The sequence below is a fragment of the Corynebacterium sp. 11A genome (assembly GCF_008930935.1).
Taxonomy (GTDB): Bacteria; Actinomycetota; Actinomycetes; order Mycobacteriales; family Mycobacteriaceae; genus Corynebacterium; species Corynebacterium megadyptis.
On record NZ_PQMR01000007.1, the window covers coordinates 13,286 to 36,479 of the forward strand.

Annotated in this window: 23 protein-coding genes; 8 read left to right on the forward strand and 15 right to left on the reverse strand. The window is 64.3% G+C overall.

All coding sequences use genetic code 11. From position 1 onward, the window contains the following. Positions 1-248: 248 nt before the first annotated feature. The gene (dusB, locus tag GBB18_RS06490) at positions 249-1,424 is read left to right on the forward strand and encodes a tRNA dihydrouridine synthase DusB (protein ID WP_151641135.1); all 1,176 of its coding nucleotides are present in this window, start codon (positions 249-251) and stop codon (positions 1,422-1,424) included. Positions 1,425-1,474: 50 nt separating this feature from the next. Next, on the forward strand, positions 1,475-2,206 hold the full coding sequence (locus tag GBB18_RS06495) for a PhoU domain-containing protein (RefSeq protein ID WP_151641136.1): 732 nt from the start codon (positions 1,475-1,477) through the stop codon (positions 2,204-2,206). A gap of 21 nt (positions 2,207-2,227) precedes the next feature. Here the strand turns inward: GBB18_RS06495 and pstB are convergent, their stop codons facing one another. The 5 genes from pstB to mshD all read right to left on the reverse strand — a co-directional run bounded on the left by pstB (position 2,228) and on the right by mshD (position 7,107). Continuing rightward, positions 2,228-3,004 carry a phosphate ABC transporter ATP-binding protein PstB gene (gene pstB / locus GBB18_RS10645; protein WP_151530227.1) on the reverse strand — a complete coding sequence of 259 codons (777 nt, stop codon included), beginning with the start codon at positions 3,002-3,004 and terminating at the stop codon, positions 2,228-2,230. A gap of 27 nt (positions 3,005-3,031) precedes the next feature. Next, on the reverse strand, positions 3,032-3,925 hold the full coding sequence (gene pstA / locus GBB18_RS10650; protein WP_151550021.1) for a phosphate ABC transporter permease PstA: 894 nt from the start codon (positions 3,923-3,925) through the stop codon (positions 3,032-3,034). A gap of 1 nt (position 3,926) precedes the next feature. Continuing rightward, on the reverse strand, positions 3,927-4,943 hold the full coding sequence (pstC, locus tag GBB18_RS06505; RefSeq protein WP_151641137.1) for a phosphate ABC transporter permease subunit PstC: 1,017 nt from the start codon (positions 4,941-4,943) through the stop codon (positions 3,927-3,929). A gap of 33 nt (positions 4,944-4,976) precedes the next feature. Then, positions 4,977-6,074, reverse strand: a complete 1,098-nt coding sequence (gene pstS / locus GBB18_RS06510) for a phosphate ABC transporter substrate-binding protein PstS (RefSeq protein WP_151550019.1) — start codon at positions 6,072-6,074, stop codon at positions 4,977-4,979. A gap of 130 nt (positions 6,075-6,204) precedes the next feature. Further along, the gene (mshD, locus tag GBB18_RS06515) at positions 6,205-7,107 is read right to left on the reverse strand and encodes a mycothiol synthase (RefSeq protein ID WP_151641138.1); all 903 of its coding nucleotides are present in this window, start codon (positions 7,105-7,107) and stop codon (positions 6,205-6,207) included. Positions 7,108-7,120: 13 nt separating this feature from the next. On the opposite strand from mshD, the gene GBB18_RS06520 reads away from it, so the two are divergent. Then, the gene (locus tag GBB18_RS06520) at positions 7,121-7,942 is read left to right on the forward strand and encodes a DUF2993 domain-containing protein (RefSeq protein WP_151641139.1); all 822 of its coding nucleotides are present in this window, start codon (positions 7,121-7,123) and stop codon (positions 7,940-7,942) included. Positions 7,943-7,962: 20 nt separating this feature from the next. Continuing rightward, positions 7,963-8,607, forward strand: a complete 645-nt coding sequence (locus GBB18_RS06525; RefSeq protein ID WP_151530221.1) for an FABP family protein — start codon at positions 7,963-7,965, stop codon at positions 8,605-8,607. Positions 8,608-8,614: 7 nt separating this feature from the next. Here the strand turns inward: GBB18_RS06525 and GBB18_RS06530 are convergent, their stop codons facing one another. Beyond that, a complete protein-coding gene (locus GBB18_RS06530) occupies positions 8,615-9,466 on the reverse strand; it encodes an aminodeoxychorismate lyase (RefSeq protein WP_151641140.1) in 852 nt (283 codons plus the stop codon). A gap of 48 nt (positions 9,467-9,514) precedes the next feature. On the opposite strand from GBB18_RS06530, the gene GBB18_RS06535 reads away from it, so the two are divergent. The 3 genes from GBB18_RS06535 (at position 9,515) to GBB18_RS06545 (ending at position 11,829) form a co-directional block, all read left to right on the forward strand. Beyond that, positions 9,515-10,408, forward strand: coding sequence for a Dyp-type peroxidase (locus GBB18_RS06535; RefSeq protein ID WP_151641141.1), 894 nt, complete (start codon positions 9,515-9,517; stop codon positions 10,406-10,408). Between the two features lie 10 nt (positions 10,409-10,418). Beyond that, positions 10,419-11,474, forward strand: a complete 1,056-nt coding sequence (locus GBB18_RS06540; RefSeq protein ID WP_151641142.1) for a folate-binding protein YgfZ — start codon at positions 10,419-10,421, stop codon at positions 11,472-11,474. Between the two features lie 163 nt (positions 11,475-11,637). Then, on the forward strand, positions 11,638-11,829 hold the full coding sequence (locus GBB18_RS06545) for a DUF3073 domain-containing protein (RefSeq protein ID WP_151530217.1): 192 nt from the start codon (positions 11,638-11,640) through the stop codon (positions 11,827-11,829). 53 nt (positions 11,830-11,882) lie between these two features. On the opposite strand, the gene purM is transcribed toward GBB18_RS06545, so the two are convergent. The 3 genes from purM to GBB18_RS06560 all read right to left on the reverse strand — a co-directional run bounded on the left by purM (position 11,883) and on the right by GBB18_RS06560 (position 14,941). Then, positions 11,883-12,956: a phosphoribosylformylglycinamidine cyclo-ligase gene (gene purM / locus GBB18_RS06550; RefSeq protein ID WP_151530216.1), complete on the reverse strand. Its 1,074-nt coding sequence runs from the start codon at positions 12,954-12,956 to the stop codon at positions 11,883-11,885. Next, complete coding sequence (gene purF / locus GBB18_RS06555; RefSeq protein ID WP_370513264.1) at positions 12,953-14,491, reverse strand: amidophosphoribosyltransferase; 1,539 nt, start codon at positions 14,489-14,491, stop codon at positions 12,953-12,955. Before purF ends, purM begins: the two co-directional genes overlap by 4 nt. 84 nt (positions 14,492-14,575) lie before the next feature. After that, positions 14,576-14,941 (reverse strand): sterol carrier family protein, encoded by a 366-nt coding sequence (locus GBB18_RS06560; RefSeq protein ID WP_151641143.1) that lies wholly within the window; start codon positions 14,939-14,941, stop codon positions 14,576-14,578. Between the two features lie 66 nt (positions 14,942-15,007). Between GBB18_RS06560 and GBB18_RS06565 the strand changes: the two genes are divergently transcribed. Further along, entirely contained in the window at positions 15,008-16,021 is a 1,014-nt protein-coding gene (locus tag GBB18_RS06565; protein ID WP_151641144.1) for an acyl-CoA thioesterase, read from the forward strand. Between the two features lie 6 nt (positions 16,022-16,027). Here GBB18_RS06565 and GBB18_RS06570 read toward each other — a convergent pair whose 3' ends face one another. The 6 genes from GBB18_RS06570 to purS all read right to left on the reverse strand — a co-directional run bounded on the left by GBB18_RS06570 (position 16,028) and on the right by purS (position 23,146). Then, entirely contained in the window at positions 16,028-16,630 is a 603-nt protein-coding gene (locus GBB18_RS06570; protein WP_151641145.1) for a response regulator transcription factor, read from the reverse strand. 10 nt (positions 16,631-16,640) lie between these two features. Then, entirely contained in the window at positions 16,641-17,789 is a 1,149-nt protein-coding gene (locus GBB18_RS06575) for a sensor histidine kinase (protein WP_151641146.1), read from the reverse strand. Further along, positions 17,764-19,815 carry an MMPL family transporter gene (locus GBB18_RS06580; protein ID WP_151641147.1) on the reverse strand — a complete coding sequence of 684 codons (2,052 nt, stop codon included), beginning with the start codon at positions 19,813-19,815 and terminating at the stop codon, positions 17,764-17,766. The genes GBB18_RS06575 and GBB18_RS06580 overlap by 26 nt, the downstream gene beginning before the upstream one ends. A gap of 97 nt (positions 19,816-19,912) precedes the next feature. Then, positions 19,913-22,210 (reverse strand): phosphoribosylformylglycinamidine synthase subunit PurL, encoded by a 2,298-nt coding sequence (gene purL, locus GBB18_RS06585; RefSeq protein ID WP_151641148.1) that lies wholly within the window; start codon positions 22,208-22,210, stop codon positions 19,913-19,915. Positions 22,211-22,231: 21 nt separating this feature from the next. After that, positions 22,232-22,903, reverse strand: a complete 672-nt coding sequence (purQ, locus tag GBB18_RS06590; protein ID WP_151530209.1) for a phosphoribosylformylglycinamidine synthase subunit PurQ — start codon at positions 22,901-22,903, stop codon at positions 22,232-22,234. Continuing rightward, positions 22,904-23,146, reverse strand: coding sequence for a phosphoribosylformylglycinamidine synthase subunit PurS (gene purS, locus GBB18_RS06595; protein ID WP_151530208.1), 243 nt, complete (start codon positions 23,144-23,146; stop codon positions 22,904-22,906). Between the last annotated feature and the right edge of the window lie 48 nt (positions 23,147-23,194).

Here is a 23,194-nt window from a genome sequence, read left to right on the forward strand (position 1 = left end):
GCGGTACTTGTCCTAGCCCCGCGGTTGAATGTGCCGGCTGATAACACCGTGCGATCTTGCACGCGTCAGCGCACCCGCTGTGAACTAGGTTACGAACCCCACAATAGACGAACTTTTGGTTCGTGTCTCAGGTTCTTTTCCACTACCCCCCGAGCTCGCTGAGGATCGACTACTGGCCCTCGCCGCGAAGAGCTGGGAACGACGCCGTGAAATTGCGGTGAACGCTGCGGATAGGCGATACTAGGCGGGTGACTACATTGCGCAATCATCGGCCGCTGCAGATCGGTTCACTCACCCTCGAATCACCCGTCGTACTCGCCCCTATGGCGGGGGTAACCAATGTCGCGTTTCGCACACTATGCCGCGAACAAGAGTTGGAGAAGATGGGGAGCGTCTCGGGGCTCTATGTGTGTGAGATGATCACCGCCCGCGCTCTCGTGGAACGCAATGAGAAGACGATGCACATGATCGCCTTCGATGAAGCAGAGAATCCGCGGAGCATGCAGCTCTACACGGTGGATCCGCACTATACCTATGAGGCGGCGCGGATGATCGTGGATAACGACCTCGCCGATCATATTGATATGAACTTCGGCTGCCCAGTGCCGAAGGTCACCCGGCGCGGCGGCGGCTCAGCACTGCCCTATAAGCGCCGGCTCTTTGGCAATATCGTGGACGCCGCGGTGCGTGCGACTGAGGGCACCGATATTCCGGTGACAGTGAAATTCCGCGTCGGGATTGATGATGAGCATCACACCCACCTCGATGCAGGCCGGATCGCGGCGGAAAATGGGGCTGCCGCGGTGGCGTGCCACGCCCGCACCGCCGCCCAACGCTATTCAGGCACGGCTCGACTCGAGGAGATCGCGGCACTCAAGCAACACATGGTGGACTCCGGGTTTGGCGATGTTCCCGTCCTGGGCAATGGCGATATCTTTGCCGCCCAGGATGCAGTGACCATGATGCAGCGCACCGGCTGCGATGGTGTGGTGATTGGCCGCGGATGCCTCGGCCGGCCGTGGCTCTTCGCGGAGCTGGCGGCGGTGTTGCGGGGCCAGCCACTACCGCCGCAACCGACCTTGGGCGAGGTCACCCGGATCATCCGACGCCACGCCGAGTTGATGGTGCGCCACGAAGGGGAGGACAAAGGCTGCCGCGATCTGCGAAAACACATGGGCTGGTATCTGCGCGGTTTTCCCGTGGGCGGCGAGGCCCGGAGCCAGCTTTCGCGGGTGACATCCCTAGCGCATCTGAATGAACTGCTCGCCCCCTATGCCGAGAGCAGCGAGCTAGCCGCCGATGCCGAGGGGCCGCGCGGCCGCCAGGGCTCGCCGGCGAAGGTGCTGCTGCCGGAGGGCTGGCTGGATGACCCTGAGGACGCCAGCGTTCCCGAGGGAGCCGAAATCATGCATTCCGGCGGCTAGCCGCCCTTCGCACTCAGCAGAGCTGCATAGAAGCAGCTATAGTGCAGCGTATGCGCACTGCCTTTCGCGAGCACCTAGACGGCTTTTCCTACGATCTTCTGGTCTTAAGTGATCACGTCCGCGAGACGATGAGATTAGCCAGCAAGGCGCTGATTAATAATGAGCTCACTCCCGCCGAGGAAGCGCTCTCAGCTGCCACCACCATGGAGGAGACGCGACAGCGCTGCGAAGAACGTGCCATTGCCCTGCTGCTCTTGGAAGGACCCATGGCGCGGGATCTGCGCCAGATCATTTCTTCCATCTATATTGTGGAGCATTTTGATCGCATGGGCGCGCTGGGCATGCATATCGCCCGGGTCGCGCGGCGCCGCCATCCGAATAATGCCGTGCCAGCGATTTTAGTGGGCTACTTCGAGGAAATGTCGCGCATCGCTTTGCAGATGTCGGACAAGATTCACGAGCTTCTTCTCAATCCGGATGCGGATGTGGCGCTGGTGCTCAGTGATGATGATGACGCTATGGATGATCTACACGCCCATATCATGCACGTGCTCACCCAGCGTGAATGGAAATATTCCACCTTGGAGGCCGTGGACGTCACTTTGCTGTCCCGATACTATGAGCGCTTCGCCGACCATACGGTGGATGTCGCTGCGCGCATCGTGTACCTCACCTCCGGTATGCAACCGGAGGAGTACCGCCTGAAGCTGGAAGATGAGCGCAGCGAAGAAGATTTTGCGCGCCGCATCGCAGATCTGGAGCGGCGCTTTTCCCGCGACTAGGCGGGACGGGGCGCGGGCTGTTTAGCCGAAGCGGCCCGAGATATAGTCTTCGGTTTCCTTCTCGTCGGGGTTTTCGAAGATCTTCTTGGTGGGCCCCACCTCAACCAGCCGCCCGGGCTTGCCGGTGGCTTCGAGGGAGAAGAATGCCGTCTGGTCCGAGACACGGGCGGCCTGCTGCATGTTGTGGGTGACGATCACGATGGTGAAGTCCTTCTTCAGCTCGTGAATCAGATCCTCCACAGCGAGGGTGGAGATCGGGTCGAGCGCGGAGCAGGGCTCATCCATGAGCAGCACGCCGGGCTCCACCGCAATTGCGCGGGCGATACACAGACGCTGCTGCTGGCCACCGGAGAGTCCACCACCCGGCTTATCCAGGCGGTCCTTGACTTCCTCCCACAGGTTGGCGCTGCGCAGTGACTTCTCGCAGACCTCTGCGAGCTTCTTCTTGTCCTTCATACCGGACAGCCGCAGCCCCGCCGTCACGTTGTCGGCGATGGACATCGTGGGGAAAGGATTAGCTTTTTGGAACACCATGCCGATGGTGTTGCGGACGGATACGGGGTCCACCTTGGGGCCGTAGATGTCCTCACCATCGAGTGTGATGCTGCCTTCTACGCGCGCCCCCGGAATCACTTCGTGCATTCGGTTGAGGGTGCGCAGCACGGTGGACTTGCCGCAGCCAGAGGGGCCGATGAAGGCGGTGACGGACTCCGGCGGCACGTGCAGGTTCACATTCTGCACGGCGTGGAAATCGCCATAGTAAATATTGACGTCGTTAAGGTCGAGACGCTTGGCCATGTGAGTGAGTTCTCCTGAGCGGTGGGGCTAGTTTTTCACAGAGAATTTCGCGGAAACGATCCGTGCCGCGATATTGAGCAGGGCGATGAGGAGCACGAGGGTCAGAGCCGCACCCCACATCTTGGCCAGCACCGCATCGGAGGAGCCGGCCTTGTACATGTCGAGCATCATCAGCGGCAGCGAGGACTGTGGGCCGCTCGCGGGGTCCCAGTTGATGCCTTGGAAGGAGCCCACCAAGATGAGCACGGGGGCGGACTCGCCCATCACGCGCGCAATGGCCAGCATGATGCCAGTGACGATGCCCGACAGCGCGGTGGGCAACACGATCCTGGCGATGGTCTTCCACTTGGGCACGCCGAGTGCATAGGAGGCCTCACGCAGATCGTGCGGCACTACTCGGAGCATTTCCTCGGTATTGCGCACCACCACTGGGATCATGAGCAGCACCAGCGATAGCGCCACCGCCATACCGGAGCGCTCGAAGCCGAAGAGCACCACCCACACCGAGTAGATAAACAGTGCCGCCACGATCGAGGGCACACCGGTGAGGATATCCACCATGAAGGTGGTGACCTTCGCGAGCCGCCCGCCGTTGTTGTACTCCACCAGGTAGATGGCGGTGAAGATGCCGATAGGGATGGACAGGATAGAGGCGATGCCCACCTGTACCAGGGTGCCGACGATGGCGTGCAGTGCACCACCACCCTCGACGTTGTAGAGGATGCCCATTTGCGAGGCGGTCCACCACTCCGGCTGCAGCACCGCACCGATACCGCGGGACACAACCTCCCACAGCACCCACACCAGCGGCACCATTGCCAGCACCATGGCGCTATAGATCACCACCGTGGCGATGCTATTTTTCGTGCGGCGGGAGGAGGAGATGTGCTGGAAAGAACTGGATGTCTGAATCTGTGTCATGCTACTTCTTTCGCTTCACGACGCCACGTGCTGCCGCATTCACCACGAAGGTGAGGAAGAACAGCACGAGGCCGGCGGCGATATAGGCGCCAGCCTTGAGGTCATTGTTGAACTCGGGGGCCGCGTTGGCGATCGCGGTGGCGAAGGTCGTGCCGCCGTCGAAGAGCGAGGCGCGGAAGGCCGAGGAGGGCGAGATCACCAGGTAGAGCGCCATGGTCTCGCCCAAGGCACGGCCCAATCCGAGCATTGACCCCGAGATATAGCCGGACATACCGAAGGGCAGCACCGTCATCCGGACGACTTCCCAGCGGGTAGCGCCGAGTGCTAGGGCGGCCTCGATGTGCCCCTTGGGGGTTTGGACGAACACCTCGCGCGCGGTGGCGGCGATGATCGGAAGGATCATGATGGCCAATACGATGCCACCGGTGAGGATCATGCGGGAGGTGGCAAAGGACGGCGAATTGTCGTAGTGCGCGAAGAGGAAGAAGCCTCCCGCCCAGCTATGGATCCATTCAAAGACTCCGCTGAGCAGCGGCCCGAGGACTTTTACACCCCACAGGCCGTAGACGATGGAGGGCACTGCGGCCAGCAGGTCCACCAAGAATCCCAGCGGCTTCACCCATCGCGCCGGCGCATAGTTGGAGAGGAAGATCGCGATGCCCAGCGCCACCGGCATGGCCAGCAGGAGCGCCACCAGGGAGACGGTCACGGTGACCGCAAAGAGATTGGGAATACCGAAGTACATCGCGGAGGTGTCTGCGGTGTTCCAATCGCCCGCGTAGGTGAAGAATCCGGAGATTCCCTCGGCGTTGTTGAGCAGTGCGGGCCCCGCGCGCCATAGCAGGAAAAGGCCAATGGCCGCGATGAGCACGGTGATCAACGCCGCCGAGGCCGTGGAGAGCGTCTTGAAAATGCGGTCGCCGGGGCGGGAGACCGGCTTAGGTGCCGGCTCGGGCGCGCTCGGCGGTGCAGTACGCACATCCGGCTCGCGCGTAGTCACTACGGAGGTACTGGACATGAGAGGAAACGTCCTTTGACTGAGAAGGGGCTATTACTGGAGTGCGTCGACGGCGTCTTCCAGCTTCTTCTTGAACTCGCCAGACACGGGGATGTAGCCCTGTGTCTCGAGATCCTGGTCTTGGTTGGCGAGGACAACCTTGAGGAAGTCCTTCACCAAGCCGGCAGTGTTCTCGTCATAGCCAGCGGAGCAGACGATCTCGTAGGTGGTGAGCACCACCGGGTAGGCGCCCTCAACGTCCATGGAGAAGAGCTTGTTGGCGTCCACCACCATGTCGTGCCCCTCGCCGGCGTACTCGAGATTGTCCAGGGCCTTGCCCACGGTCTCGTTATTCAATTCCACGGGGCCGTGGCCGAAGTCGATATTGGCGACGCCCAGGCCGGCCTCGGTGGCGAAGCCTGCCTCCACATAGGTGATTGCACCCGGGGTGTCAGAGACCTGTCCCACCACACCGGTGGAGCCATTAGCGCCAGCGCCGGTGGTGGAGGGGAAGGACTTGCCGGTGGTGTCCCACAGATCCGGAACAGCGGCCTTGAGGAACTTCTGGAAGTTATCGGAGGTACCGGACTCCTCGGAGCGGTACACCACCTCGATCTTGTCGTCGGGCAGGTCCACACCCTCGTTCTCGGCAGCGATGGCCTCATCATTCCACGTGGTGATCTCGCCCTTGAAGATCTTGGCGACGTTCTCCACTGAGAGGTTCAGGCCATCGACACCGTCGAGGTTATAGGCGACGGCCACGGGACCGATCACCATCGGCAGGTGCCAAGCATCATTGCCCTCACAGCGCTTGGCGGCGGCGGCTACCTGCTCCTCATCCAGTGGGGAGTCGGAGCCACCGAAGGCCACCTGGCCGGCGATGAACTGCTTCTGGCCGGAGCCGGAACCGGTGGCAGTGTAGGAAAGGTTATTTCCCGTGGACTCATTGAACTTGATGCCGAAGAGGTCCATGGCCTTTTGCTGCGAGGAGGCGCCCTCTGCTACCAGCTGTCCGGAGGCGCCAGAGAGGTTCTCTGGGGACTCGGCCCCCTCCGAGCTGCTATTTCCGGTTTCGGAACAAGCGGCAAGCACCAGGGAGCTGCTGGCGACAAGACCGAGGAGGGCGGCTGAACGTTTGAAGGTGTAAGTCACAGTGGGTGTCCTTCCATATGGATGATGTGGTGGGCCGTCCGTGCCCAAGGAGACAACCTAAGGCAGCGATATGGCCGCCACACCGCACTACGGTTAACGGAAGGTGAAAAGCCAGCAAAAGTTGCCCGAACTACTCTGACTGCTCGCTGGAATACACCACATGCCTTTCGCTGGTGCTGAATCCTGCCTGCTCATAAGCCGTGACTGCGGGGGCGTTATCCGCCTCCACATAGAGGATGACGGAGTTGTGCCCCTGCTCCACGAGGTACGCCACCCCAGCGGCAATGAGCGGGGCGCCGAGGCCGCGGCCGCGGAACCCATCGGCCACCCCCACCACATAGATCTCGCCCTGCTCGGCATCGTGGGATTTGGTCCAGTGGAATCCCGCCACCTGGCCGCTTTCGCGGTGCATATATAACAGCACCCCCGCCGGGTCGAACCAGTCGGTATCCATGCCCGAGCGCAGCTGCGCCAGATCCCAGCCGCCCTGCTCCGGGTGCCAGGAAAAGGCCGAGTTATTGGCCTCCAGCCAAGCGCACTGGACCTGCTCCTCACCCCAGCGGGCGCAGGCGGCGGCATAGTCCACCAGCTCCAGCTCCGGATCGGGCGGAGTGGTCGTGCTGCGGCGCACATACTCTCTCAGATCATCGCCGTCGATGCCCATCACCAGCAGCTCACGGGTGATGCGCGCGTGACGACGCTGCGCCAGCGCTTGGGCCGCCGGCAGATCGCCATGCGCCCACACGTCCGTGACCGCTGCCTGATCGAGAAGCTGGGTGGCCACGTGGCGGCGTCGATAAGCGGGGTGCACCGCGAGCTCCGCCGAGTCCTGGGCGACGGCCAGCGCTCCCACCACCGTGTCCTCATCGAGGGCCAGCCAGTGGGTGTGGGCGAGGGCGGCGTCATCAAGGCCCCGCAGGAACTGCTCCGAGAGGGCCGCCACGCCGTCCTCGCGCTGCACAGCATCGAGCATGCTCAGGGTGGCGGAACGGAACGCGGCGTGGGTGGGCAGATGCAACTTCTCATAACGCATATCCACTAGGGTAGTGATCGTGAAAGGCAAGCGGAGACTACTGCGCATCGCCGCCATTGTGGCAGCGCTCGGGGTGAGCGGATGGCTCGCCGATGCCGCCGTGGCCATCAACGTGGAACGCACGATCTCCCGCTCGGTGGAGGACGCCACCCACCTGCCGGTGCCGCCGCGAGTCTATGTCGGCGGCGCCCCCTATACTGCCGCGCTGCTCAGCGGCAATGTGCCGAAGATCTCCACGCACGTGATGGATGTGGACGTGCCCAATTTCGGCGTGGTCAACGCCACCACCGATGTATTTAACCTCACCATGAACCGCGAACAAGTGCTCTCTGGGGATCTCGATGGCGTGGTGGCGCGGGTGATCTCCCGCTCAGTGAGCCTCGATGGGGTGGCCTTGGGCGAGCATCTGCAGATGACGGATCTGCAGATCAGTCACCCCTATGACATCTCCCCCTCCGGCGGCACCGCGGCGGAAGTGCTGCTCACCGGCACCCCCGCCGAGCTCGAGGAGCCGGTGACGGTGCTGGCGCGGCTGCGCATTAGCGGCACCACCATCACCATGACCCCCACCGAGCTGCGCCATGGCCCGGAGGATCCGGCCCGCCAGGAAGAGATTAAGCAGCAGTTCTTCTTCCAGATTGATTCGCGCGAGCTGCCCCTGCCCTCGCAGGCCTCGCAAGTATTTGTGCGCGGCGGGTCGGTGGTCTTCGAGTCTGAGCAGCGCAATGTGCGCCTGGATATCCGAGATCTCTCGCCGCTCGGACCGCAGGTTCAGGAGATCACCTCCGAGGGGAAGCGCCGTAATGAGGCGGAGATCGCCGAGCTTGGTTCCTAGCTTCGTTACTATGGGACGGTGTGACTGATTCATCGACGAACCATCCCGAAAACCTGAGCCCGCGCCTCGATGGCAACGAGGCCGTCAATCGCGCCGCGGAGGTCGCTAAGACCACCGGCGGGCGGAATATTCCCAGCCTCGGCGAGCTGCCGATTCCCGCCGATACCGCGAACCTGCGCGAGGGCCCCAGCCTGCACGATGGGTTGTTGGCGCTGCTGCCGCTGGTGGGTGTCTGGCGCGGCGAGGGCCAAGCCGATACCCCCGAGGACGGCGAGTTCACCTTCGGCAACCAGCTGATCTTCTCCCACGATGGCGGCAATTACATCAACGTGGAGTCCAAGTGCTGGAAGAAGGATGCGCCGGAGTCCCTCGAGTCCCGCGAGACCGGATTCTTGCGCATCAATGACAAGGACGAAATCGAGTTCATTCTCTGTCATTCCGGCGGCGCGGTGGAGATCATGTACGGCGAGCCCCTCAACGAGCGCGCCTGGGAGCTCAGCTCTGCCTCCACCATGGCCACCGCCTCGGGGCTCACCACGCTCGGGCCGGGCAAGCGCCTCTACGGCCTGCTGCCCAATGGCGATCTCGGCTGGGTGGACGAGCGTCTGGTTGACCAGGAACTCAAGCCCCGCCGCTCCGCGCAGCTGCAGCGCTACGCGGGCTAAACCTTATCTACCCCAACGCCGCCGTGATCATTCTCTGGATTGCGGCGGCGTTCTCTGTATCTTGGTCGCGGGTGGGCCGACCATCGATGCTCGTGACGCGGGCGGCGATGCGCACCGAACTGACGAGCCACACCGAATCCGCTGCCTCTAGCTCGCTCACCGTGATATCCCCGGTCTCGCAGGTATAGCCTTGGGCGGCGGCGTAGCTAAACAGCGCGGCCTGGGTGGTGCCGGGCAAGATATCGCCCTTGGGCTCAGGCGTGCGAATCGTCGATCCCGTTACCGCCACCACCGTGGAGGTTGCCCCTTCGAGTACCCGCTCCCCCGCCACGTAGATCACATCGTCCATGCCCTGGGCAGCGGCCTGGCGTAGCGCCGCCATGGCCGAGGCATAGCTAAGGGTCTTGGCGGCGCGGGGACTGGAATCATCTGCGCCGCGTGGCAGGGTCAGCACCGCCACCCCGTGCTGGCGCTGGGCGAGCTGCTCGACGCTCACCGCCTTGACGCTAATCCACGCCGAGGGCTGCCCCGTGCTGGCCCGGCCGCGGGTATAGGTCCACACCATGGCGCCATCGCAGTGATTCTCCTGCTCCCAGCGGTCGGCGGCGCGGCGGATAGCGGCGTCCCACAGCTGCTGCTGCGGCGGCGGCAAGTGCAATAGCTCGGCCGAGCTGTGGAATCGCTCCACATGTCGCTGCAGGTTGCAGGCGCGCCCCTCGCGCACGAGCACCGTTTCAAACACCCCGTCACCGCGGGTCACGGCATAATCATCCCAGTAAACTAGAGGCGTATCGGGGTCGTGATCGGCGATCTCTCCGCTGCCTATGTCGAGACGAACGATAATGGGGCGAGAACTCATGCCTTTCATTATTCACGCCGGCGCGAACTTTGGTGCAGAATCAAAGGTATGAGTCATCAAAGCGGAATCACTGGTCTAGGCACCACCGATCATATTTTTCTCGAGTTTGATCTTGCCCCCGGCGCGGATGGATGCGCGGTGCTGCGTCATCTGGCCGAGGCCATCAATCTGCCCACCACGCACGGCGTCAACGTGGTGCTGGGTGTGCGCCCCAGCCTGTGGGCCGAGGTCGCCGACGCAGAGTATGTGCCGGATAAGGTGCACGATTTTTCCGAGCCGATTAGCGGCTCGACGATGTCCATGCCCGCTACCCAGCACGATGCATGGTTGTGGGTGGCGGGATCCTCCCGCTCCCAGGTATTCGACATCTCCCGCACGATCGCTAATACGGTACGCGAGAGCGCCAACCTGGTGGAGGAAACCACCGGCTGGGTTTACCAGCACAACCGCGATCTCACTGGGTTTGAGGACGGTACCGAAAACCCACCGGCCCTGGAGGCTCCGAGTGTGGTGGCGGTGCCGGAGGGCCGCCCCGGCGCGGGCAGCTCGGTGCTGCTCTACCAGCTCTGGGAGCACAAGGCCATGGAGTGGGAGGCGCTGCAGGCCCATATCCAGGAGCAGATCATCGGCCGCACCAAATCCGATTCGGTGGAGCTGGACGAGGATGCCAACCCAGAGTCCTCCCACGTCAACCGCACCGTGGTGGAGGTCGGCGAGGACGAGCTGGAGATCTTCCGCCGCAATGTCTCTTATGGGGACATGTCTACCCATGGCACTGTGTTCGTGGGCTTCAGCTTCGATCAGTGGCGCATGGAGGAGATGCTGCGCCGCATGGCCGGGGTGGATGGCGGCCCGGCGGATCGTCTCACCGAGTTCACCACGCCGCTCTCGGGCGGCTGGTACGTGTGCCCCTCCACGCAGGCTCTCGCTGCGCTCCTCTAGTATGGGCGGGATGAGTGAGACATCCTATCGTTCCCCTGGCCTGTCGCGTCCCGGCGCCTGCCCCGCGCAGGACGCCGACGCCCACCCCGCCTATGAGGGCGTGGCGTGGCATTATGGCGATCCTTTAGGAGAGCAGCGGGCGATCGCCGAGCAGCCGGTGGTGATTGACCGCTCCAACCGGGTGGTGCTGCAGGTCAGCGGCGCGGATGCCCCGGAGTTTCTGAATAATCTGCTTTCGCAGAAGCTCGATGATCTTCCCGTGGGCGCCGGCACCGAGGCCCTGGATTTGGATGCCCAGGGCCATATCCTGCACGCGCTGGGGGTGCTGCGCACCGAGGAGGGATTCCTGCTGGATATCCCCCGCCCCAGCGCCGCCAGCCTAGAGGAATTCCTGCGCCGCATGGTCTTTTGGTCCGCCGTAGAGATCTCCCGCACTGATCTCGGCCTGCTCACCCTCCTCGGCACGAGCGCGCCGACCGGGCTTAGCCGCAGCATCAGCGCTCCCCTCGCCCACACCGATCTCTATATTCCCACGACGCTTATCGACGCCACCCTCACGGAGCTGGAGAGCAACGGCGTGCACTGTGTCGGCCTGATGGCGTGGACCGCGGAGCGGGTGCGTCATCTCCTGCCGCTGCCGGAGGTGGATCTGGACGATAAGTCGATCCCGCACGAGGTGGCGCACTGGGTGGGCGGCACGGCGGTGCACCTGCACAAGGGCTGCTACCGCGGCCAAGAGACGGTGGCTCGCGTGGAGAATTTGGGATCCTCGCCGCGGGTGCTGGTGCGGCTGCACCTCGATGGCTCCGCCCCCAGCCTGCCGGTGCCCGGCGATAGCATCACCAAGGGCACCCGGCCGCGCGCCGTGGGCCGGGTGGGCACTGTGGTGCAAGACTGCGATTTCGGCCCGATCGCGCTGGCCGTGGTGAAAAGATCCGCGCTACAGTCCCAGGATCTGCGCGTGGGCGACTGCTCCGTAGTCGTGGATCCGGAGACGATTCCGCAGGACAATGGCACTAAGGCCGGCCGGGAGGCGGTGCAGCGCTTCCGCTCTCGTACCCTCTAAAGGGGTACGGGCGCGATCGGTTTTGCGGCACGCCACGGACCCAGGTGCGACTTTTTTCGTCACATTAGCTATTGTGGATTCACAGGAATACAAGATTGAAGAAACCGATAATGGGGTGCCCTACGCCCGAGGCACTTCAGGCACACTCCAAGGGGGTCTAGCCATGGGTCGCGGCCGCGCGAAGGCTAAGCAGGCTAAGGTAGCTCGTCAACTGAAGTACCAAACTCCTGAGATGGACTTAGAGCAGTTGCAGCGTGAACTCGCCAGCAATAGCTCCCGTTCGGAGCAGGATGTCCGGGAGGACGATCCCTACTCCGAGTGGGCCGACTACTTCAAGGATGAATACGAGAAGTAGCACACTATTTCAAGAAACCTCCTTGCTCAGTGAGCAGGGAGGTTTCTTCATGGCTAGTACTGGGGGTGTTCGCCGCTGAGCAGCACCCGCTTCTCAGTATCGGCGGCGGCGCTGCGCACCGTGCCAATTTCCCAGGCATCCACGTGGCGGGCGGTGAGCATGGCGAGGGCGCGGTCGCGGTCCGCCGCAGACACCACGGCCACCATGCCGACGCCCATGTTGAAGGTTTTCTCCATTTCCTCGCGGCTGACCTTGCCCAGCTCGGAGATGAGTTTGAAGATCGGCTGCGGCTTCCATGCCGAGCGGGAGATCTCTGCCACCATGTTCTCCGGCAGCACCCGCACTAGGTTGCCGGCCAGTCCGCCGCCGGTGACGTGGCAGAAGGTGCGCACATCGCACTCGGCGGCAAGCGCCAGGCAGTCCTTGGTGTAGATCCGAGTGGGCTCCAGCAGCTCCTCGCCGAGGGTGCGCTCGAGCTCGTCGATCTCCTGATCCAGCGGCAGCCCAGCGGATTCCAGCAGCACATAGCGGGCCAGGGAATAGCCATTGGAGTGCAGGCCCGAGGAGGCCATGCCGATGATGACATCGCCATCGCGGACCCGCTCCGGCCCGAGCAGCTCCTCCTCTTCCACCACGCCGATGGCGGTGGCAGACACATCGTATTCCTTTTCGTCCATCACCCCAGGGTGCTCTGCGGTTTCGCCGCCGAGCAGGGCGCAGCCGGCCTGCTCGCAGCCTTCGGCGATGCCGCTGACAATGGCGGCGATATGCTCCGGTACAACCTTACCCACGGAGATATAGTCCTGGAGAAAGAGCGGCTCGGCGCCGCAGACCACCAAGTCATCGACGCACATGGCCACCAAATCGATGCCGATGGTGTCGTGCTTGTCCATGGCCTGGGCCACGGCCAGTTTGGTGCCCACGCCGTCGGAGCCAGCGGCAAGAAGCGGCTTCTCATACTTACCGAGGGCGAAGAGCCCGGCGAAACCGCCGATGCCGCCGCGCACCTCGGGACGGGTGGCCTTCTTGGCCAAGGGGGCAATAAGTTCTACCGCGCGGTCACCGGCGGCGATATCCACCCCGGCTGCTGCATAGGATGCGCCATCAGAGGGAGCGTGATCGGTCATGTCGTGGTCACTTTCTTCAGATTGCGCTGCATGTCCTCCACGAGCGCGGTGTTCGGGTTTCCGGCGGGCATACCCAGCGGGTACTCGCCATCGAAGCAGGCACAGCAGAGATCCTCGCGCTTCTGCTTCGAGGCCTCCACCATGTGATCGATAGAGACGAAGCCGAGCGAATCCGCACCAATGGCGGTGCAGATCACGTCCACGGCTTCCTCCATGGTGCGGGCGCCGGTGCCATTGGCGATCAACTCGCCGGGGGAGGCGAAGTCAATGCCGTAGAAGCACGGCCACTTCACCGGCGGCGAGGCGATCCGCACATGCACCTCGGCGGCGCCGGCCTCGCGCAGCATACGGATGAGCGCGCGCTGGGTATTACCGCGGACGATGGAATCATCCACCACCACCAGCCGCTTGCCGGCCAGCACATGCTTCAAGGGGTTGAGCTTGAGCCGGATGCCGAGCTGGCGAATGGTCTGGGTGGGTTGGATGAACGTGCGGCCCACATAGGCATTTTTCACCAGCCCCTGGGCGAAGGGAATGCCCGAACCATAGGAATAGCCCACCGCCGCCGGGGTGCCGGACTCCGGCACCGGGATCACCAGATCACCGTCCACCGGGTGCTCCGTCGCCAGCGCGGCACCGATACCCACGCGGGTATCGTTCACCGACTGGCCGCGGATCAGGGAATCAGGGCGGGCCAAATACACGTATTCAAACACGCAGCCCTTGTGCTTGGTGGGCGCGAATTGATGGGAACGGATACCAGAATCGTCGATGGAGATGAACTCTCCCGGCTCGACCTCGCGCACAAAAGAAGCACCGACGATATCGAGGGCCGCGGTTTCGGAGGCCACCACCCAGCCCCGCTCGAGGCGACCAATCGAGAGCGGTCGCACACCATGCGGGTCGCGGGCGGCATAGAGCTTATGGCCGTCCGTAAACGTCAGGCAGTAGGCGCCGGTGATGCGCGGCAGAAGGTTGAGGGCTGCGTCGACAAGCGACACCTCTTCGGAGATGCCCTCGGCGAGCAGGGCGCACATGATGTCCGAGTCGGAGGGCTGTGTCGCAGGGTCCACCAAGCCCTTCTCGGTGGCTTCCTGGAGCAACTCGAGATAGTTCACCAAGTTGCCATTGTGTCCGAGGGCCACGTCGGTGCCGTTCGGGGCGACGCGGAACATCGGCTGGGCGTTCTCCCAGCAGGCGCCGCCGGCGGTGGAATAGCGGGTATGGCCGATGGCCAGATTACCGCGCAGGGCGTCGAGGGCGCCCTCGTCAAAGACCTGGGAAACGAGCCCGAGGTCCTTGTACACCACCACATTATCGCCGTCCCCCACCGCGATACCGGCGGCTTCTTGGCCACGGTGCTGCAGCGCGTACAGGCCGTAGTAGGTGAGCTTGGCGACTTCTTCCCCAGGAGCGAAAACACCGAACACACCGCACTCTTCGCGCGGCTCGTGTTCTCCGAGATCATCGAAAGCGGATAGGGGCTGGTTTCTAATAGCCACGTGGGTTAATCGTAGTTGTTTCACCGGCGGCATGGCGAATATTTAGCCCCACGCGGGGGCGCAGAGCAGCACCCGGCCCGCGCGCCCAATGTTTGTTTCAGGGCTGTTGGTCGCGCTCTAGATCAGCGGCACCCAATGGGCCAATTCCCCGGCGCGGGTACCGGAGACACTGAGATTGCCCTCAGCCAGCTCCTGCTCCCAAGTGCTGCGCCCGATGGCGAGACGCAGCCACACCTCGGGGCGCATTTCTACCACATTGGGCGGGGTGCCGCGGGTATGGCGCGGCCCCTCGATACACTGCACCGCGACAAAGGGCGGCACCCGCAGTTCCACGCTATGCCCCGGGGCGCAGTTCTCCACGGTGCGGGCGCTGAGCCGCACGGCGCGGGCAACCAGCGCGCGCGGGACATTCGGGCTATCCATCCGCTGTTCATACTCGCGCAGGGCGGCGCGCATCTCGGCGGGATCAATCTTTTTCGGCATAGTGTGACCCAGCTTAACTGTTGGTAGCCTATGAGCTACTAGCCCCGTCCCCCGGAGAACACACCTATGTCTGAACGAGATCAATCCGCAGCCAATCGAGCCCCCTCGCCCGAGGTCACACTACGGTTTATGGCCGCACCCAGCGATGTGGTGATGGCCGGCAACTGGGGTGTCTCCGGCGGCCGCGTGTTGGAGTGGATCGATAAGGCCGCCTATGCCTGCGCGGTGGGCTGGTCGGGCACCTACTGTGTGACCGCCTATGTGGGCCATATTCACTTCAACCGCCCCATCCCCTCCGGCCACGTGGTGGAGGTGCGCTCCCGGATCGCCATGACGGGCCGTTCCTCGATGCACATTGTAAACGAGGTGCTCTCCGCGGATCCGCGCGATGGCCACTTCTCCCGCGCCTGCGACTGCCTGGTGATCTTCGTCGCCAAAGACCCCAAGACCGGCTCCGCCACCCCGGTGCCGAAATTTCACGCCGCCACCGAGGACGAGCAGCGGGTGGAACAGGCCGCCATTTCGCGCATCGAGCTGCGCCACGCCATCGAGGCGGAGATGGAGAAGCAGAACTATGACGGCCCCAGCGATGCGCCGCGGGTGATTACCCGCTTTTTGGCCAAGCCCACCGATGTGAACTGGGGCGGCAATGTGCACGGCGGCACCGCGATGGAATGGATCGACGAAGCGGGCACGGCCTGCACTATGGAGTGGTCGGGGCAGCGCACCATCGCCGTCTACGCCGGCGGGATTCGCTTCTACCGGCCGATCTCTATCGGCGATCTCATCGAGGTGGATGCGCGGCTGATGCGCACCGATACCCGCAGCATGCAGATGTCCGTGCATGTGCGCAGCGGCGATCCCCGCGGCGGCCGAGAACAATTGCAGCAGGCCATTCACGCCACCTTCACCTATGTGGCCAGCGACCTCGACAATAATGTGCTGCCCGCCCGGCAATTCGAGCCACGCACCGAGGACGATGTGCGCCTAGCCGAGCACGCCACCACCCTGCGCGAGCTCCGCGCCAAGTACAGCCCCCACCCGCTGGTGCTGCGCGAGGGGCGCGCCTTTGTGGACTAGCACCGCCTAGAGCAGCCCGCGCTCCGTGGCTACGTGCACGGCACGGGTGCGGGAATCCACCCCCAGCTTGTTAAAGATATGCACCAGATGCGTCTTAGTGGTGGCCTGGGAGATAAATAGCCGCGTGGAAATCTCCTTATTGCTCGCGCCGGTGGCCACCAGTTGCAACACATCGCGTTCCCGCTCGGTGAGCTGGGCGGGGGCAGGGGCCTTCAGTAGCGCCCCGGCGAGGGAGGCTTGGACATACACCTCGCCGCGGGCCACCGCACGAATGGCCTCCACGATGGTATCCACGAGGGCGTCTTTTACCAGATAGCCTGCGGCACCGGCGTCGAGGCAGGCGCGAATATCGCGCTCGCGGTCATAGGTGGACAGGATGACCACGGGCTGGGTGCAGCCGCGGATCACCTCGACCCCGTCGCTATCGCTGGCTCCAAGGCGGAGATCGCAGAGCACCACATCGGGTTGGGCGGCGTCGATAGCGGCGAGTGCCTCAGCCACGCTCCCGGCCGCGGCGGCAACGTGGATCTCCGGCTGGGCGTTGAGAATCGCCGTGAGTCCAGAGCGCACCACGGGGTGATCGTCGATAAGCGCAACGGCAATGGTCATGCTGTGTAGTTTAGAGCGGCACCCAGGCGGAGATGGCCGTGCCCTCGCCCGGAGTGGACTCGATATCCAGCCCGCCGCCCAGTTTCTGCAGGCGCGAGCGCATAAAACTCAGACCGAAGCTGGTGGTGGCGCGGCTGTGCTCCCACGCGGCGACATCGAATCCGACGCCATCATCCACGATGTCCATACGCACCTGCTCCTCATCGCTATCGAGGCTGACCCGCACCCGAGAGGCGGCGGCGTGGAGTCGCACATTGGCCAGCGCGGATTGGGCTACCCGCAGCAGCGCGATATCAATCGGGTCGCTGAACCGCACGGCGCTGTGCACCTCGAGCTCGGCGTCGATGCCGCTGCCGGCGGCCAGCCCATCCACCATGGTCTGCAAGGCCACGGCCAGCGGGGTGCTCTCCAAGCCATGCGGGGCCAGATCGGCGACGATGCGGCGCACCTCCGCCAGATTCTCCGTGGCGACCTCCTCGATGAGCACCAGCTTCTCCGCGGCGGGAGTGGGATGAGAGGGCTGGGCCAGCAGCCGAATGGAACTCAGCCCTTGGGCGATCGTATCGTGGATGTCCTGGGAGATGCGGGTGCGCTCATCCATGGCTCCGGCCTCGCGCTGCGTGGCGGCCAGCTCATCTTGCAAATAGGCCATCTCGCTATGGGCGCGCTCGAGGTCGTTGAGGATGCGCAACAATTCCACATAGCCTCGGCTCATACCGATAGCCACCACGGCCCCGATCGCCGGGCCGAGCAGCTGCGGCACGCCCACCTGATCCTTATCGGCCCACGTCGCGCCCCACACCCCGGCCAGCACCAGCAGGGCATAGACCGGCAGCAGCGGAAAGCGCAGATAGTGCCCGGCGAGCAGGAAGAGAACGAAGGCAACCCAGGTAAAGGAGAAGCTGAGGCACACCAGCCCCGCCCAGAGCAGCAACAACACGCCCAGCCGCAGGCGGGGGCGGTGCAGCAGCACGAAGGCGGCGCAGAAGGCGATAACGGCTGGAAGAATAAGCAGCGGGGAGGCCTCGCGCAGCGCCCCGAGGGCGCCGACGATCACCAAGATGCCGGCAGTGATCGTCTCCCCCACCACGAGAATGGCGGCGGGCGAGGAACTCCGCGCCCCAAACGGGTGTTTAGCTGGCGTTAGCTGCACAGACATACTCGGTTTCTCCTTCCTCGGCGGTGGGGGCGCGGCGGGGCCACCAGGTGGCATCGCCCAGCACGCCAACAGCGGCCGGCACAATGATGGTGCGAGTGAGAATAGTATCCAGCAGCACCCCGAAGCCCACGATAATGCCCAGTTGGCCCAGGGTCACCAGCGGCAGCACCCCGAGGGCCGCGAATACGCCGGCCAGCACCACGCCCGCGGAGGTGATGACCACGCCGGTGTGGCTGATGGCTTCCACCATGCCCTCGCGGGTGCCATGGAGCGCGCGCTCCGTGGCGGCGCGGTGGGCGAGGAAGATGGTGTAGTCGATGCCCATGGCCACGAGGAAGAGGAACGAGAGCAGCGGCACCGAGAGGTCGAGAGCGGAGACGCCGAACACCAGGCTGGAGATCCAGCTGCCCACGGCGATGGCGGCGCCAGCGCTGAGTACATTGAGGGCCAAGAAGATCGGCGCCGCCACCGAGCGCAGCAGTAGGGTGAGCACCAGCAGGTTGATGCCGAGGATCACCGGCACCAGCAGCCTCAGGTCGCGGACGGTGCCGGCGCGGGCATCCACCTCGGTGGCTTGTTCGCCGCCGACCTTCGCCGCGGCGCCAGGCACCGCGTGCACGGCCGTGCGCAGCGATCGCACAAAATCTAGGGATTCCTGGGTGCCGGGGGCGGCGTCGGTGCTCACCATGATCCTCGCCCACTCGCCATCGGTGGAGACGCCGAGCGGCATGGCGCGCACGACATCGTCGAGGCGGTTGATGGTGGCCAGCACCTCGTCCTGATGGGAGACGCGGGTGAGCACGAAGTTCGGCTGGGCCTCGCCTGCGGGGAAGTGCTCCGCGAGGGTGGCGAAACCGGCGGCGGACTCGGTCTCCGTGCGGAACTTCTCCATCTGATTCAGCCCCACCGTGATCGATGCCAGCCCGGCGGAGAGTCCGCCTAGCAGCACCACTCCGCTCAGCAGCACCGCCAAGGGACGGCGCATGACGGCGGTGGCCACACGGCGATAAATCCGGGGCTCGGCGGCGGGATCACCCGGCCGGGGGATCCTCGGCCACAGTGCCTTTCGGCCGGCCAGCGATAGTGCCGGAGGCAGTACGACGAGTACGGCCACGAGGGCGAGAAGAATGCCCACCGCGGCAACAATCCCCAGCCCGCGGGTGCCGGGGATGACGGCGAGGCCGAGACAGAGCAGGGAGAGCACGACGGTGAGATTAGAGGCCGCGATCGCCGGGAAGGACTGCGTCCACGCCGAGGAGAGGGCAGCGCGGTGATCCTCGTGGCGAACCAGCTCCTCGCGGTAGCGGGAGATGAGCAGCAGGGCGTAGTTCGTACCGGCGCCGAATACCAGCACCGAGACGATACCAGCATCGAATTCCAGGCCGAACTCCGCGCCGATCCAGGCCGTGAGCACCGCAGCCACGCGATCGGCGAGAGCCACCACGGATAGCGGGATGAGCCACAGCACGGGGCTGCGATAGGTGAAGATGAGAAGCAGTGCGACGATGAGAACGGTCACGGCCAGCAGAGTGATATTCGCGCCTTGGAAGGCAGCGGCCACATCGGCGCCAAAGGCGGCACCGCCGGTGATGGCGATATCGAGGTGCTGCGGGGCCGCGGCGGAGATATCGGCGCGCAGCTCCGCAAGATAGGTACTCATCTCCGTGCCGCTCTCGGCGGCGGGCACCGGCAGGGTGATGAGCCCCGCGCGGGCATCATCGCTGAGCAGGGGGCGGACCTGCTCGGCGCCTGGGATGGCGCGCGCGGCGGCCAGCAGATCCACCTCGCTCAGCGGAGAGCGATCCCGCTGCTGCACCACCGCCAGCACGGTGTCCTCATCGGCCCCGGGGAAGTGCTCCAGGATCTGGGCCACCTGGGTGGATTCGGAATCGCTGGGGGCGGCCTGCCGAGCATGCGAGGCCTCGGCGCCGCCGAGCACCGCAAAGAACACACCGATCAGCCCAGCGATGAGGGCGAGGCTGATCCAGCTATTCCGGGCGCTGCGAAAACTACGAGTGACATCCATGCCCTCAAGTTCAGCATCGACGCAGGTGAGCGCACATCGTGCACAAGACTGAACCTGGTATCAACCATATGGTTGATACCAGGTTCAGGGGGCGCTATTAGACCACGGAGTTAGCGCCAGCGGCGTGGCCGAAAAGATCGGGCAGCGTGGAGGTCCACGCCTGCTCCAGCTCGGCCACCGCTACCTGGAGGTGCTCTCCGCCGGGAAGCTCGAGGTCCACGGTGTCAGTGTCTGCCGTGGCGCCCAGCTCCGTCACCGGCACCCCGCACTCGGCGGCGCGGGCCGTCACGGCTGCGCAGTCCTGCTCGCGCACGGCGATCACTGCCCGGGAGGCCGACTCCGAGAAGAGTGCGATGGTGGGCTGCGGGGCGACGTCGACAAGCGAGAGCTGCATGCCGCGACCCGAGTGAATGGCCAGCTCCGCGATGGCTTGGGCAAGCCCGCCCTCGGAGAGATCGTGGGCGGCGAGGATATCGGTGGAGCCGTGGAAGAACTCGGCGAGGGCCTGCTCGCAGGCGAGATCAACGCTCGGCGGCATGCCGGAGAGATCCTCGGCCACTACCTGCTGGTAGATGGATCCGCCCAGCTCCTCCTTAGTCTCGCCGAGCAGCAGCAGGCGCGTGCCGGGGGCGGCGTCGGCGGGGATGTGCGCCGGGATGGACTGGGCGACATCGTCGATCACGCCCAGCACACCGACCACCGGGGTGGGCAAAATGGCTTCGGTGCCGGTCTGGTTGTAGAAGGAGACATTGCCGCCGGAGACGGGAATGCCCAGTTCACGGGAGCCATCGGCAAGCCCGTGCACGGCCTCGCGGAATTGCCACATCACAGCCGGATCCTCGGGAGAGCCGAAGTTGAGGCAGTTGGTGACGGCGATGGGCCGGGCGCCGGTGACCGCCACGTTGCGGTAGGCCTCCGCGAGCGCCAGCCGAGCGCCGGTATTCGGATCGAGCTTGGTGTAGCGGCCCGAGGCATCGGCGGAGACGGCCACGCCGCGGCCGGTTTCCTCGTCGATGCGCAGCACACCGGAGTTGGCGTTGCGGGCCTGGACGGTATTGCCGCGCACATAGCGGTCATATTGCTCGGTGATGAAGGCGCGGGAGCACAGCGCCGGGGAGCCGACCATGCGCAGCCACACCTCGCGGGCCACGGCGGCGTTATCGGCCTGCGGAATCTCCCGCTGCTGCTGCAGCTCATCCTGCCAGTCTGGGCGGGCAAAGGGGCGCTCGTACACGGGCCCCTCATTGGCGATGGTGTGCGCCGGGGCGTCCACCACGACCTCGCCGCGGTGCTCGATCACGAGATGCTCGCCGTCGGAGACCTCGCCGATCTCGGCGCAGGTGACATCCCAGTGCTCGCAGATGGCGCGGAAACGCTCCACGTCCTCGGGGCGGACCACGGCGCACATGCGCTCCTGCGACTCGGAGGACAGGATCTCCGCGGCCGTCATGTTCTCGGCGCGCAGCGGCACGGCATCCAGGTTGATGGTCATGCCGCCATCACCGGAGGCGGCCAGCTCGGAGGTCGCGCAGGCGAGTCCGGCGCCACCGAGATCCTGGATGCCTACGACCACGCCCGCCTTGTAGAGATCAAGGCAGCACTCGATGAGGACCTTCTCCGCGAAGGGGTCGCCCACCTGCACCGCAGGGAGCTTGCGCTCGGCGCCCTCTTCGAAGGTGTCGGAGGCCAGCACGGAGACGCCGCCGATGCCGTCGAGGCCGGTGCGGGAGCCGAAGAGCATCACCTTATTGCCCTTGCCGGAGGCGAAGGCGAGCTTGAGGTCATCCACCTTGAGGGTGCCCACGCAGAGCGCATTCACCAGGGGATTGCCAGCATAAGAGGGATCAAATACGGTCTCGCCGCCAATGTTAGGCAGGCCCAAGCAGTTGCCATAGTGGGAGATGCCATCCACCACGCCGGGCAGGACGCGCTGGGTGTCCGGGGCATCGGCGGGGCCGAAACGAAGCTGATCCATCACGGCAATCGGGCGGGCGCCCATGGCCATAATGTCGCGGACAATACCGCCCACGCCGGTAGCGGCGCCCTGGTGCGGCTCCACATAGGAGGGGTGGTTGTGGGATTCCACGCGGAAGGTCACGGCATTGCCATCGCCGATGTCCACCACGCCGGCGTTCTCGCCGATACCAGCGAGAATCTTGGAGGCCATATCCTCGGTGGTGGTCTCGCCGAAGTAGCGCAGATGCACCTTGGAGGACTTATAGGAGCAGTGCTCGGACCACATCACCGAGTACATCGCCAGCTCGGCGTCGGTGGGCCGGCGGCCCAAGATCTCGGTGATGCGCTGGTACTCGTCATCCTTCAGACCAAGTTCCGCATAGGGCTGCGGGGCGTGGGGATCCTTGGTGGCGGCGGCCACTGTGTCATTGAACGTCATAAGTAGTACTTCCCCTTATTCCTAGGCAGCGACTCGTCCGATAGCGGAAAGGAACAGCTCCAGCCCGTCGAGCGAGGGGCCGGTGAGTTCCTCCACGGCGTGCTCTGGGTGCGGCATCAAGCCCACCACGCGACCATTCTCCGAGCACACTCCCGCAATACGGTTCATGGATCCGTTGAAATTATCGGTGTAGCGGAACACCACGCGGCCGGTATCTTCCAGCTGCGCGATGGTTTCCGCGCTGGCCTGGAAGCGGCCCTCACCGTGCTTTGCGGGGATGAGGATCTTCTGCCCCTCGCGCAGCGTGGAGGTCCAGGCCGTATCGGCGTTCGCTACCTCAAGGTAGGTATCGACACAATGAAAATGCAGGCCCTGGTTCCTAGTGAGTGCACCAGGAAGCAGACCTGCTTCTGTAAGAATCTGGAAACCGTTACAGATTCCCAGCACGGGCATGCCCTTTGTGGCCGCCTCGATCACGGATTCCATCACCGGCGCCAGCGCGGAAATCGCCCCAGAGCGGAGATAGTCGCCATAGGAAAATCCGCCGGGCACAACCACGGCATCCACGCCGCGCAGGTCGGCATCCTTATGCCACAGGCTCACGGCCTCAGCGCCGGCGAGACGCACCGCGCGGGCCGCATCGACATCATCGAGCGTGCCAGGAAAAGTAATGACACCAATCTTCGCGCTCACTTACACCACCTCAACGCCGAGGACCTCGAAGTCCTCGATCACGGTGTTGGCCAGCAGCTTTTCAGCCACCTTTTCCAGATCTTCAGGGGTCACGGTGTCTTCAACGTCTAGCACGAAGCGCTTGCCCTGACGCACATCCTTCACTCCCTCAACACCGAGGCGCCCGAGTGCGCGCACCACGGCCTGTCCTTGGGGATCGAGAATTTCCGTCTTGGGCATCACGTTCACAACTACACGAGCCATAAGTTTTTGCTCCCTATATAAAGCGTGGATTCTAGGCCCACTCAGCTT

What these genes read in the sequence shown, in the direction of transcription:
- GBB18_RS06495 (WP_151641136.1), top strand. Translation starts at nt 1,475, where the DNA reads ATGCGCACTGCCTTTCGCGAGCACCTAGACGGCTTTTCCTACGATCTT.
- pstB (WP_151530227.1), bottom strand. Translation starts at nt 3,004, where the DNA reads ATGGCCAAGCGTCTCGACCTTAACGACGTCAATATTTACTATGGCGAT.
- pstA (WP_151550021.1), bottom strand. Translation starts at nt 3,925, where the DNA reads ATGACACAGATTCAGACATCCAGTTCTTTCCAGCACATCTCCTCCTCC.
- pstC (WP_151641137.1), bottom strand. Translation starts at nt 4,943, where the DNA reads ATGTCCAGTACCTCCGTAGTGACTACGCGCGAGCCGGATGTGCGTACT.
- mshD (WP_151641138.1), bottom strand. Translation starts at nt 7,107, where the DNA reads ATGCGTTATGAGAAGTTGCATCTGCCCACCCACGCCGCGTTCCGTTCC.
- GBB18_RS06530 (WP_151641140.1), bottom strand. Translation starts at nt 9,466, where the DNA reads ATGAGTTCTCGCCCCATTATCGTTCGTCTCGACATAGGCAGCGGAGAG.
- GBB18_RS06535 (WP_151641141.1), top strand. Translation starts at nt 9,515, where the DNA reads ATGAGTCATCAAAGCGGAATCACTGGTCTAGGCACCACCGATCATATT.
- GBB18_RS06540 (WP_151641142.1), top strand. Translation starts at nt 10,419, where the DNA reads ATGAGTGAGACATCCTATCGTTCCCCTGGCCTGTCGCGTCCCGGCGCC.
- GBB18_RS06545 (WP_151530217.1), top strand. Translation starts at nt 11,638, where the DNA reads ATGGGTCGCGGCCGCGCGAAGGCTAAGCAGGCTAAGGTAGCTCGTCAA.
- purM (WP_151530216.1), bottom strand. Translation starts at nt 12,956, where the DNA reads ATGACCGATCACGCTCCCTCTGATGGCGCATCCTATGCAGCAGCCGGG.
- purF (WP_370513264.1), bottom strand. Translation starts at nt 14,491, where the DNA reads ATGCCGCCGGTGAAACAACTACGATTAACCCACGTGGCTATTAGAAAC.
- GBB18_RS06560 (WP_151641143.1), bottom strand. Translation starts at nt 14,941, where the DNA reads ATGCCGAAAAAGATTGATCCCGCCGAGATGCGCGCCGCCCTGCGCGAG.
- GBB18_RS06565 (WP_151641144.1), top strand. Translation starts at nt 15,008, where the DNA reads ATGTCTGAACGAGATCAATCCGCAGCCAATCGAGCCCCCTCGCCCGAG.
- GBB18_RS06570 (WP_151641145.1), bottom strand. Translation starts at nt 16,630, where the DNA reads ATGACCATTGCCGTTGCGCTTATCGACGATCACCCCGTGGTGCGCTCT.
- GBB18_RS06575 (WP_151641146.1), bottom strand. Translation starts at nt 17,789, where the DNA reads ATGTCTGTGCAGCTAACGCCAGCTAAACACCCGTTTGGGGCGCGGAGT.
- GBB18_RS06580 (WP_151641147.1), bottom strand. Translation starts at nt 19,815, where the DNA reads ATGGATGTCACTCGTAGTTTTCGCAGCGCCCGGAATAGCTGGATCAGC.
- purL (WP_151641148.1), bottom strand. Translation starts at nt 22,210, where the DNA reads ATGACGTTCAATGACACAGTGGCCGCCGCCACCAAGGATCCCCACGCC.
- purS (WP_151530208.1), bottom strand. Translation starts at nt 23,146, where the DNA reads ATGGCTCGTGTAGTTGTGAACGTGATGCCCAAGACGGAAATTCTCGAT.